Origin of the sequence: Desulfuromusa kysingii (assembly GCF_900107645.1) — a bacterium.
GTDB classification, from domain to species: Bacteria; Desulfobacterota; Desulfuromonadia; order Desulfuromonadales; family Geopsychrobacteraceae; genus Desulfuromusa; species Desulfuromusa kysingii.
This window is the reverse complement of the sequence record NZ_FNQN01000014.1, coordinates 1-10,888: the sequence shown is the minus strand read 5'-3', so window position 1 is coordinate 10,888 and position 10,888 is coordinate 1. Positions and strand designations below refer to the sequence as shown.

Below are 10,888 nucleotides of genomic sequence, written 5' to 3'. Positions count from 1 at the left end.
ATGAGGATTTAGGATGGTGCAGAAGGTATTTAAAAGTTGTGCGGGATTCAGTCTGATTGAGCTTGTGGTGGTCATGGCGATACTGGGGATTTTGGCGGCAATTGCCATCCCTGCATACACGTCTCATAAAGCAACGGCCATACGTTCAGCAGCTCAAGCGACTCTTGTGGAAGCGGCACAGAATATGGAACGACACTTTAATCGAGAGTCTGACGGCTATGAAAATGCCACTATTGGCAATCTTAATGATGGTGACACCGTACCAGCGACATCACCAGGAGGGAAATACAACCTTAATTGGGTTGGGGATCCGACGATGGACACTTTTGTTCTTAGAGCGACTCCCAATTTTTCAGAACCTAAGTGTGGTTGGTTGCAGATTGATCAGACTGGAGCAAAAACATCTGAGAACTGTGACTCTTGGTGATTATTGACGGGGAAATTGAATGATAATCTGGTGGGTTCAATGGATTATTGAGCCCACTTTTACACTGTTTTTGAGGTTTTTTTTATTGATATAATGGGCAAGAATCCATAAAACCATCTAAACAACCTGATGTCTATTCAGGGGCAAGGGATCGATAATTCGACTCGGGGAGGGGCGATGTCTAATCGAAATCTGCACGTCAATTTATCTTCAAATCCATCTAAAACTGCTGGCTTCACTCTACTGGAACTTATCACAGCTTTGGTTCTTGCCGGTATCCTTATGACCATTGCTATCCCATCACTGCAATCTCTCAGACAAAATTCACGCGCGGTTAGTGCTGTGAATAACCTTATCTCTCATCTGAACTATGCTCGGAATGAGGCTGTGAGTCGTGCAACTCAAGTTACAATATGCAAAAGTGGTGATGGTATCAACTGTGATCTGAGTTCAACGGGGTGGCAACAAGGGTGGAAGGTCTATTACGAAGCTGAAGATGGCACTATAGAAAGGTTACGTGTCGTTGATCGTATTGCTGGAGATGTTACCATTGAGGGAAATTTTCATGTCCGTAATAGCATCAGCTATGGGGCTGACGGTTTTCTTCCCGGGGTTGGTAACGGAACCATCATTGTTGACTCTGGTGACAGAGAAATCGATATAATTATCGCTGTTACCGGACGAATCAGGACAGTCAAGCGTTAAAATCAGGGAATGAAGTTTACTAACAGGATTGTCTCCAGCAGTTGCATTAGACCGATATGTTTGCAATCCAGGAAAGATTCTTTGCCCTTGTTTCTTGACCGTGTGTTCCGCTACTATTGAACTTGTTGATTAATTTAGTACCCTAGTACGTAGTGGATTTAGCCAGTTATGCAAATTATAGAGTCTCTTGTCGATCTTCCTGATGCTATTGCCCCTTGTGCAGTAACTCTAGGTAATTTTGATGGTGTCCATCTTGGCCATCGTGAGTTGTTTCGTCATCTGGTTAAGACGGCTCGACAATTGAATTGTCCAGCTGTTGTTTACACCTTCGACCCCCATCCCCTTAAATTTTTAGCTCCTGACAGAGCTCCGAAGTTACTCAATACCCCTGCGGAAAAAGAACGTCTCATTGCGGCATCCCATGTTGATTACCTGATTAAGACCCCGTTTACTGCTGAGTTTGCAGCGATGACACCAGAGCAATTTGTCGAAGATATCTTGTTGGCAAAGCTGCACATTAAGGCCTTGGTTGTTGGGTATGATTACGCTTTTGGCAAGGGGCGGCGTGGGAATGCTGATTTTCTGCAAGCTTGCGGAGTCAAGTATGGGTTTTCGGTTGAAGTTCTCCAGCCCGTTGGCGCGGACGGCTTGGCATACAGTTCAACCCGAATTCGTAACCTGGTTGCTGCAGGTGATATGGCTGGGGTGGTCGGACTGCTTGGGCGGCAATATAATTTAGAAGGTCAGGTTGTGCCAGGAGATCAGCGCGGGCGAGAGCTCGGCTATCCAACTGCTAATTTGCAGACTGACAAAGAACTGTTGCCAGCTCCGGGTGTTTATGTCGTCAAGGTTAGAAACGGCTCGCAGGAGTACGGCGGGGTTGTTAGTCTTGGGAATAGGCCGACTTTTGGTGGTAAAACTTCGACCATTGAGGTTCATTTACTCGACTATACGGGGCAATTATATGGCCAGACCTTGCGCATTTATTTTGTCGAACGGTTGCGCGGAGAAGTGAAGTTTTCCAGTTCTGAGGAGCTGGTGAGCGCCATTGCAGCTGATGTGTTGCAAGCACGGCAGATTCTGCAATCTACGCAAATCATTCAATACCGTGAATATCTGTCTTTGAAGTAAGGATACAATGGATATCTCTGGGAAAAGTCGTGTTTATGGCCTTTTGGGTGATCCTGTTGCCCACTCTCTTTCTCCTTTAATGCAAAATCATGCTTTTCAATTTCATGCAATTGATGCGGTCTATACCCCCTTTCATGTTGCCCCTGATGATTTGCCCGCTGCTGTTGCCGGGTTACGTGCATTAGATATCGCTGGTGTTAATGTCACAATCCCGCATAAAGAAGCTATTCTACCGCTTCTCGACCGTATAGATCCTGCTGCTCAACTGATTGGGGCTGTCAACACTGTTGTGAATAAAAATGGCATATTGAGCGGCTACAATACCGATGCCAGCGGTTTTATCAAGGCGGTCCAGCAGGAGTTAACGTTTTGTCCCACTGGTCGAAATGTCGTCGTATTAGGTGCCGGTGGGGCTTGTCGGGCATGTGTCGTCGCCTTGGTCTCCGCTGGAGTGAAATCTATAACCGTTGCCAACAGACATAAGTCCAGAGCTGTGGAACTTGTCAACGATCTACAGCTCCATTTTCCCACCGTTGACTTTTATGCCGCAGACTATCTCGATCCTTTTTATCGCCAATCATTATCACTTGCAGATTTAATCGTGAATACAACATCGGTTGGTTTGCACGGTGAATCTGTGAATTTTCTACCATTGGAGAACATTAAGTGTAGCGCATTAATATTTGATATGGTATATTCCCCATCTGAAACACCGCTGCTTAAAAACGCCCGTTTGGCCGGGCATCTTTGTGCCGATGGCCTGGGAATGTTGGCCGCTCAAGGAGAAGATGCTTTTTTTCTTTGGACCGGGATTCGCCCCCCATCTGGTTTTATGCGGAAAACATTGGTCTCAGGCTAAATTTGTTAAATCAGTGTCACCGCAGATTAAATGTAAATAGGAAGGGATTGTTGTTCGATGAGTGCTAGTCGTCTTGGAGAGTTGCTGGTTCGTAACCAATTAATTTCTGATACCCAGTTGGCTAATGCCATTTCCGAACAAAAGAAAGAAGGCACTCGCTTGGGTGCCGCTTTAGTGAAACTTGGTTATGTCCAGGAACACGATCTCGCTTCATTTTTATCGAAACACTATGGTGTCCCCTCTATTGATCTTGCCGAATTTGACGTTGATCCGGCGATTGTCTCTTTAGTTCCTGCTGAAGTTGCACAAAAATACCAACTCGTCCCTATTAATCGAGCTGGAGCAACATTGATTGTTGCCATGGCCGATCCCTCAAATATCTTTGCTATCGATGACATCAAGTTCATGACCGGCTTCAACGTGGAAGTTGTGGTTGCTGCAGAAGCGGCCATCAAGGACGCTATCGATAAACTTTATGATCAAAGTTCTAGTATGGCAGATGCCTTGGAGGGTCTTGAGGATTTTGATGATCTGGAACTAGTTGATGACGTCGGTTATGACGATGTTAGCGAACTGGAGCGTGCCAGTGAGGACGCTCCTGTTGTTAAACTGGTCAACCTGATTCTTACGGATGCGATCAAGAAAAAAGCTTCAGATATTCATATCGAACCTTATGAACATGCATTTCGAGTACGTTACCGGATTGACGGGGTGCTGTATGAGGTGATGAAACCGCCACGTAAATTGAAAAATGCCATTACTTCGCGGATTAAAATTATGGCGACGATGGACATTGCCGAAAGACGGCTGCCTCAAGATGGTCGGATCAAGATCAAGATGGGCCGTAATCAGGAAATGGACTATCGCGTCAACTGTTTACCAACCCTCTTTGGTGAAAAGATCGTTCTGCGGCTACTGGATAAAAGCAATCTGCAACTGGATATGACCAAGTTAGGGTATGAAGAAAAAGCTCTGGAGTGGTTTAAAAAAGAAATCCACAAGCCTTTTGGCATGGTTCTGGTGACTGGGCCGACGGGGAGCGGGAAAACAGTTTCTCTTTATTCGGCTCTTTCTGAGTTGAATGGAACGACAGAAAATATTTCAACGGCCGAGGATCCGGTAGAGTTTAACTTTGCGGGTATCAACCAAGTGCAAATGCACGAAGAAATTGGCCTTAATTTTGCGGCAGCGCTTAGAGCTTTTCTGCGCCAGGATCCCGACATTATCATGATTGGGGAAATCCGTGACTTTGAAACCGCAGAGATTGGTGTCAAAGCTGCTTTGACTGGTCATATGGTCCTCTCAACGTTGCATACAAATGATGCTCCCAGTACTGTCAATCGTCTTTTGAATATGGGGATTGAACCCTTTCTGGTCGCATCGGCTGTCAATCTGATCTCAGCTCAACGTCTGGGACGGAGGGTTTGTTCTGAATGTAAAGAGCCTGAAAAGCACTCTAAAGAGGCACTGATTGCTGCAGGTGTACCGGAAAATCAAATCGGTAAATTTACAACCTACAAAGGGCGTGGTTGTAGTGTTTGCAATGATACCGGGTACAAAGGCCGAATCGGTATTTATCAGGTGATGCCGATGTTCGAAGATATTAAAGAGATGATCTTGTCAGGGGCAAACACAGCAGAAATCAAACAGGAATCAATGCGGCTTGGAGTTAAGACTATGCGCCAGTCGGCGATAACCAAGTTAATGGAAGGGATGACGACTCTGGAAGAAGTTTTGCGAACAACAGTCTCTGATGATTAATCTTCTCGTGTTGTTTAAGAATAAGTCATTCTCAGTGCTTCTTTGCGTACCTGCATATTTGGACTTTTTGAAAGGATCTCTTTATGGCTAATATGCATCAATTGCTCAAAACAATGATTGAGCAGGGTGCTTCAGACTTGCATATCTCAACAGGGTCAGCTCCTCAGATCAGAATTGATGGGAAAATGACCGTTACCAGCGGCGCCAATTTGACTTCTGCGGAAACCAAACAGCTTTGCTATAGTGTGTTGACGGATGCTCAGAAGCGCAAGTTCGAAGAAGAAAGTGAGTTGGATTTATCTTTTGGTGTTAAGGGGTTATCTCGCTTTCGTGGCAATATATTTGTACAGCGGGGCGCTGTTTCCGGGGCATTTCGAGCTATCCCATTTGAAATTAAGACTTTCGACGATCTTGGTTTGCCACCCGTTGTCAGAAGCTTATCAAAAAAACCGCGAGGATTGGTTCTTGTCACCGGTCCGACAGGGAGCGGCAAGACAACTACTCTCGCGGCAATCATTGATGCAATTAACCGCGAGCGCAGTGAACATATTATTACCATTGAGGATCCTATTGAGTATTTACACCCGCACAAAAAATGTCTGGTGAATCAACGTGAAGTCGGTGCCGATACTCAATCGTTTAAAAAAGCCTTAAAATATATCTTACGCCAAGATCCCGATGTGGTTTTATTGGGTGAGTTACGGGATATTGAAACAATTGAAGCGGCCTTAACCATTGCAGAAACAGGTCACCTCTGTTTTGCAACCTTACATACGAACTCTTGTGTCCAGACCATGAATCGGATCATTGATGTTTTCCCTGATACGCAACAATCTCAGGTGCGGACCCAACTCTCTTTTGTCTTGGAAGGGGTCTTGTCTCAGAGCCTGATGCCGCATGCTAACGGCAAGGGACGGGTCATGGCTTTGGAAGTCATGGTGCCAAACGCAGCCATCCGAAACTTGATTCGAGAAGATAAAATTCACCAGATCTATTCACAGATGCAAGTTGGGCAGGATAAATTTTCAATGCAGACGTTAAACCAATCTTTATTCCTTCTGGCCCACTCACGACAGATTACTCAAGAGGATGCAATGATGCGTTCTCATGACTTGGATGAATTGAAACAAATGTTTGCCAACCCTGGTGCAATTCTCGGTCGGAAAAAGACCATCAATCCAGGGCAGGGACGATAGTAAACATTTAACGAATAGAGTCAGTGGAAAGGGGTAAATCATGCCAACATTCGCTTGGACGGGGCGCGGAAGAGACGGTAAAAGCGCCAAAGGGACCATGGAAGCTGCTAGTGAAGCAGCAGTTCAGGCAAATTTGCGCCGCCAGGGGGTGCAAGCAAATAAAATAAAAGAGGCGGGTAAAGGGCTTAATGCGGAACTGAATATAAGCTTTCTTAAGCCTAAGATAACAACCAAGGACATTGTTGTTTTTACCCGTCAGTTTGCCACCATGATTGATGCTGGCTTACCCTTGGTACAGTGTTTGGATATCCTTTCTAACCAGCAGGAAAACAAGACATTTAAAGAAATTTTACTCAAAGTTAAAGACGATGTGGAATCAGGATCGACATTTGCCGATGCTTTGAAGAAACACCCAAAGGCATTTAATGAGCTTTATGTCAATCTGGTCGCAGCTGGTGAGGTTGGCGGTATTCTTGATACAATTCTCAACCGTTTAGCTGTTTATATTGAAAAAGCGTTGAAACTGAAAAAGCAAGTGAAGAGTGCGATGACCTACCCGACCACGATCATTGGTATCGCATTTGTAGTTATTGCCGTTATTCTGGTTTTTGTTATCCCCGCTTTTGAAAAAATGTTTGCCGATTTCGGTGGTGCTCTACCTGCCCCGACCCAGATAGTCATTAATATCAGTAATTTTATCCAGGATTATATTCTGGTTATCATCGGGCTGATTGTCTTACTTATTTTTTCTTTCAAAAAGATCTATGCATCAAATAAGGGGCGGGATAAAATTGACAATTGGGCATTAAAGCTTCCCGTGTTCGGTATCTTAATTCGTAAAGTTGCTGTTGCCAAGTTTGCGCGCACCCTGTCGACGATGATTTCCAGCGGTGTCCCCATTCTTGATGGTCTTGAGATTGTCCAGAAAACAGCTGGTAATCGCACGGTTGAAAAGGCGGTAGCTCAAGTCAGGTCAAGTATCAGTGAAGGTAAGACAATTGCTGAGCCATTGAAGGCCTCAGGTGTCTTTCCGCCGATGGTTTGTCAGATGATTGAAGTTGGTGAACAAGCGGGTGCATTAGATACGATGTTGAGCAAAATTGCCGATTTTTATGATGACGAGGTTGATGATGCGGTTGGCAATTTGACCGCAATGATGGAGCCTTTGCTGATGTTGTTTTTGGGAACAACTGTCGGTGGGTTGGTTATCGCTATGTATCTTCCAATCTTCAAGTTGGCAGGAACAGTTGGCGGTTAATGACCACAGTCGACCCTTTTAAAAAGCAAAAATTGAACGTCGATAACCGCAGTTTGACATGGTATTTAGTCTGTCGAACTGCGGTTATTACTTTTCTGCTCGGCGGAGCTGCAATTTTATATCTGCAGGGAAGTGTTAATCGTGCGCTTATTCCGCCATTATTTCTACTGATCGGCGTTTCTTATGCAGAAGCATTAGTGTCAGCACTGCTGCTGCAAAAAATGGACAACACTCAGTTCTTCACTCAGGTTCAAGTTGTTTGGGACCTGTTGTTTGTCTCTGCTTTGATTGTCCTTACCGGTGGTGTTGAAAGTGTTTTCTCTTTCGCTTATTTGCTCGTGATTATATCCGCCAGTTTCTTATTGTCACGACGACTGACTGTTCTTGCTGCCGCCTGCGCTGTCATCCTCTTTGGCGGCATTCTTGATCTGCAATATTTTAACTATCTCCATTTCCTTAATTTGGTTCGTTCTGCCTCAGATGGAACCTTCTTTTCTGCTTTATTTGTCCATGCTGTCGCCTTTTTTATTATAGCTGTACTCAGCGGAACTCTTGCTGAAAGATTGCGTCAGAGTGAAGAGCAGCTACAGCGCAAAACAATCGATTATGATGAACTGGAAAAGATGAACCAGACGATTCTGGCTCATATTGCCAGTGGTCTTATGTTGATTAATCCACGAGGGCGGATTCGTTCCTTCAACCGGGCTGCCACCATGATTACTGGTTTGACCTTGCAGGATGTCTACGATCAGGATGCAGCGCAACTGTTTCCAGGGTTGCCAGTCAGAGCCAATGCTGATTCAAAACCTCTGCGACGGTCGGAGGGATATGTGATTAAAAAAACCGGGGAAAGGTTGATTCTCGGTTACGCTACAACCCCTGCGAAAGGAAATTTTGGCGAAGATCTCGGGGTGTTAGTCACATTTCAGGATTTAACTGATTTTAAAAAAATTGAAGATGAATTGAAACGGACTGATCGCCTCGCTGCAGTAGGTCGTTTGGCTGCAGGGATGGCACATGAGATCCGTAACCCCCTAGCTTCAATTAGCGGTTCGGTCCAGTTGCTTATGGAAGCTGAAAATGTTCAGCTCGATGATCTCAAACTTATGGAGATCGTGGTCAAAGAAGCAGACCGACTCAATCATTTATTGACCGATTTCCTTGGCTTTGCACGGCCTAAAAAGCTGGTTAAAGAACCAGTCAATGTGGCTTCGATGTTGAATCAACTGACCGAGATGCTTGCGATCGATCCCCGATTTAACAAAGTAGAGATTGTTCATAACTATCCTGAAGAATGTATCATCTCTCTGGACCAAGGTCAGATATTACAGGCTTTATGGGATTTGGCCGTCAACGCTGTTGAAGCGATGCAAGGTGAAGGAAAGCTTGTTTTTGACACCACAACTGTGCCTGCTCCTGCTATTATTGTTGAAGACAGTGGCCCTGGGATTGCAGATGAGATTATAGAGCGGATCTTTGAGCCATTTTTTTCGACAAAGGAGAAGGGGACTGGCTTGGGATTAGCTTCTGTCTACTCGGTTCTCGAGTCACATGGTGGTTCTGTCGCTGTCGATAAAGGGACTGCTGGAGGAGCCAGGTTTACGTTGAGGTTTGCTGTGGGGGAAGATTGAATATGTCCGTTAAAAATAATAAATACAATATTCTTGTTGTTGATGATGAAAACAGCTTGCGGGAGATGCTTTCTATTTTATTGCAACGGCAGGGGTATCAGATTGACCAGGCAGCTGATGGCAGCACAGCTCTCTCTATGGCTCAAGAAAACGGTTACGATCTTATTATTTCCGATATTCAGATGCCAAAGATGACCGGTATTGAGCTGTTGCGTCAGCTTCGATCACAAGACAATCATGTCACCATGATTATGATGACGGCTTTCTCTTCGACGGAAGAAGCGGTTGAAGCTATGAAGTTAGGGGCATATGATTACATTACCAAGCCGTTTAAAAATGATGAAATTCGACTGGTCATAAAAAATGCCCTTGAACGGGAGCAGTTGCAACAGGAGAACCGACAACTTAAACAGCAACTTGGACAACGCTTTTCGTTTCAAAGTTTGATTGGTCATAGTCCGGCGATGTTAAAGTTAATCTCCTTGCTTGAACGCATTGCACCCAGTCAGGTCAATGTTCTAATTACCGGGGAAAGTGGTACCGGGAAGGAACTGGTAGCCAAAGCATTGCATTTAAATAGTGGTCGCAAAGGGCATGCCTTTGTCCCTATCAACTGTGGTGCTATCCCGGAAAATTTACTTGAAAGTGAATTGTTTGGACACGAAAAAGGTGCTTTTACCGGTGCTGATAAACGTAAAGAAGGATTGTTTGAATCTGCCGACCATGGAACTCTATTTCTTGATGAAATTGGCGAATTACCTATGGGAATGCAGGTTAAATTGCTGCGCGTTCTTCAAGAAAGAGAGTTTCGTCGGGTTGGCGGGACGCAGAACATTCCTCTGAATATCCGTCTTGTTGCGGCTACGAATCAGGACTTATCCGCCATGATCAAAGATGGTGAGTTTCGCGAAGATCTCTATTATCGTTTAAATGTCGTCTCCATCGAACTTCCACCACTGCGAACCAGATCAGACGATATCCCCCTGCTTATTCAGAGTTTTTATGCAAGATTGACAGGGAAAGATGGATATCCAATTGAAAAACGTGCTTTAGAGTACCTGCTCAATTATGATTGGCCAGGCAATGTTCGTGAGTTGGAAAACCTGGTTGAGCGTTGTGTCGTTCTTGGTGAAGCAGATAAATTGACCATCGATTGCCTCCCCGATCAGATCAAAAATAAACGACATCATATCTGCGAACCGTTAGGTGATCTTCCCGAAGAGGGGTTCGATCTCGAAAAATGGTTGGAAAATATGGAAAGAGCTATCCTGTTGCAAGCCCTCGAAAAAGCTGGTGGGGTCAGAAAGCGCGCTGCAGAGCTATTAGGGATCAATTTTCGCTCCATCAGGTATCGTTTGTCTAAGTTGGGAATCGGTGATGATTGTGAAAAACCATAAAAATGGCTGACCCTCGGTTAAATAAAAAAATAAAGTTGACAGATGGTCAAGAATCACTAAGATAGCAAATCCAAGCCCGGGTGGCGGAACTGGTAGACGCAAGGGACTTAAAATCCCTCGGGAGTAATCCTGTACGAGTTCGATTCTCGTCCCGGGTACCATCAAAATTAATAATCCCAATAACTTAGGTTGTTGGGATTATTTTTTTGACTTGAGATTAAGGGGGTCTACACCAAAGAAAGGGGATGGACAAATATCCCGCCACTTAAACCGATCAAATTTCTATTCTGTTTTAACCGCACAACACTCTAACCCGCAACCGATAATTTTCAAAGTTTCTGAATCCGTAGGCTCTGCGCTGAATCAATTTCATTTTTCGATGAAACCCTTCTACAATTCCATTGCTTTTATAATAACGGAACATGCGTGCTATAGCAGTCAGCCAATTTGTCAAACTCTTTCCCAATGTTTGCAATGGTCGAAAGGGGCTTGCTTTGAGCATATCTGTTTTGCTTAGCAATTC

10 protein-coding genes and 1 tRNA gene are annotated in these 10,888 nt (G+C 44.7%); 10 read left to right on the top strand and 1 reads right to left on the bottom strand.

Translation table 11 applies throughout. From position 1 onward, the window contains the following. The first annotated feature begins 13 nt into the window (after positions 1-13). From BLU87_RS16375 to BLU87_RS16330, 10 genes are all read left to right on the top strand, one after another. Positions 14-427 carry a type IV pilin protein gene (locus tag BLU87_RS16375; RefSeq protein WP_092350829.1) on the top strand — a complete coding sequence of 138 codons (414 nt, stop codon included), beginning with the start codon at positions 14-16 and terminating at the stop codon, positions 425-427. A 177-nt stretch (positions 428-604) separates the two neighbouring features. After that, positions 605-1,132 carry a GspH/FimT family pseudopilin gene (locus BLU87_RS16370; protein ID WP_175498439.1) on the top strand — a complete coding sequence of 176 codons (528 nt, stop codon included), beginning with the start codon at positions 605-607 and terminating at the stop codon, positions 1,130-1,132. 168 nt (positions 1,133-1,300) lie between these two features. After that, a complete protein-coding gene (locus BLU87_RS16365) occupies positions 1,301-2,263 on the top strand; it encodes a bifunctional riboflavin kinase/FAD synthetase (protein ID WP_092350825.1) in 963 nt (320 codons plus the stop codon). A gap of 7 nt (positions 2,264-2,270) precedes the next feature. Continuing rightward, positions 2,271-3,122 (top strand): shikimate dehydrogenase, encoded by an 852-nt coding sequence (locus tag BLU87_RS16360; RefSeq protein ID WP_092350824.1) that lies wholly within the window; start codon positions 2,271-2,273, stop codon positions 3,120-3,122. A 57-nt stretch (positions 3,123-3,179) separates the two neighbouring features. Next, the gene (gene pilB, locus BLU87_RS16355) at positions 3,180-4,883 is read left to right on the top strand and encodes a type IV-A pilus assembly ATPase PilB (protein ID WP_092350822.1); all 1,704 of its coding nucleotides are present in this window, start codon (positions 3,180-3,182) and stop codon (positions 4,881-4,883) included. An 83-nt stretch (positions 4,884-4,966) separates the two neighbouring features. Then, positions 4,967-6,079, top strand: a complete 1,113-nt coding sequence (locus tag BLU87_RS16350) for a type IV pilus twitching motility protein PilT (protein ID WP_092350821.1) — start codon at positions 4,967-4,969, stop codon at positions 6,077-6,079. A gap of 40 nt (positions 6,080-6,119) precedes the next feature. Further along, positions 6,120-7,337, top strand: coding sequence for a type II secretion system F family protein (locus BLU87_RS16345; RefSeq protein ID WP_092350819.1), 1,218 nt, complete (start codon positions 6,120-6,122; stop codon positions 7,335-7,337). Beyond that, the gene (locus BLU87_RS16340) at positions 7,337-8,968 is read left to right on the top strand and encodes an ATP-binding protein (RefSeq protein WP_092350817.1); all 1,632 of its coding nucleotides are present in this window, start codon (positions 7,337-7,339) and stop codon (positions 8,966-8,968) included. Before BLU87_RS16345 ends, BLU87_RS16340 begins: the two co-directional genes overlap by 1 nt. Positions 8,969-8,970: 2 nt before the next feature. Continuing rightward, positions 8,971-10,365 (top strand): sigma-54-dependent transcriptional regulator, encoded by a 1,395-nt coding sequence (locus tag BLU87_RS16335; RefSeq protein ID WP_092350815.1) that lies wholly within the window; start codon positions 8,971-8,973, stop codon positions 10,363-10,365. 74 nt (positions 10,366-10,439) lie between these two features. Beyond that, a tRNA-Leu gene (locus tag BLU87_RS16330) sits at positions 10,440-10,526 on the top strand. A gap of 131 nt (positions 10,527-10,657) precedes the next feature. On the opposite strand, the gene BLU87_RS16325 is transcribed toward BLU87_RS16330, so the two are convergent. Beyond that, positions 10,658-10,888, bottom strand: a 231-nt coding sequence (locus BLU87_RS16325; protein ID WP_139167599.1) for a transposase, incomplete at its 5' end; no start/stop codon positions are given.

Excerpts from the sequence above, each read along its gene's own strand:
- BLU87_RS16375 (WP_092350829.1), top strand. The coding sequence starts at position 14 with ATGGTGCAGAAGGTATTTAAAAGTTGTGCGGGATTCAGTCTGATTGAG.
- BLU87_RS16370 (WP_175498439.1), top strand. The coding sequence starts at position 605 with ATGTCTAATCGAAATCTGCACGTCAATTTATCTTCAAATCCATCTAAA.
- BLU87_RS16365 (WP_092350825.1), top strand. The coding sequence starts at position 1,301 with ATGCAAATTATAGAGTCTCTTGTCGATCTTCCTGATGCTATTGCCCCT.
- BLU87_RS16360 (WP_092350824.1), top strand. The coding sequence starts at position 2,271 with ATGGATATCTCTGGGAAAAGTCGTGTTTATGGCCTTTTGGGTGATCCT.
- pilB (WP_092350822.1), top strand. The coding sequence starts at position 3,180 with ATGAGTGCTAGTCGTCTTGGAGAGTTGCTGGTTCGTAACCAATTAATT.
- BLU87_RS16350 (WP_092350821.1), top strand. The coding sequence starts at position 4,967 with ATGGCTAATATGCATCAATTGCTCAAAACAATGATTGAGCAGGGTGCT.
- BLU87_RS16345 (WP_092350819.1), top strand. The coding sequence starts at position 6,120 with ATGCCAACATTCGCTTGGACGGGGCGCGGAAGAGACGGTAAAAGCGCC.
- BLU87_RS16340 (WP_092350817.1), top strand. The coding sequence starts at position 7,337 with ATGACCACAGTCGACCCTTTTAAAAAGCAAAAATTGAACGTCGATAAC.
- BLU87_RS16335 (WP_092350815.1), top strand. The coding sequence starts at position 8,971 with ATGTCCGTTAAAAATAATAAATACAATATTCTTGTTGTTGATGATGAA.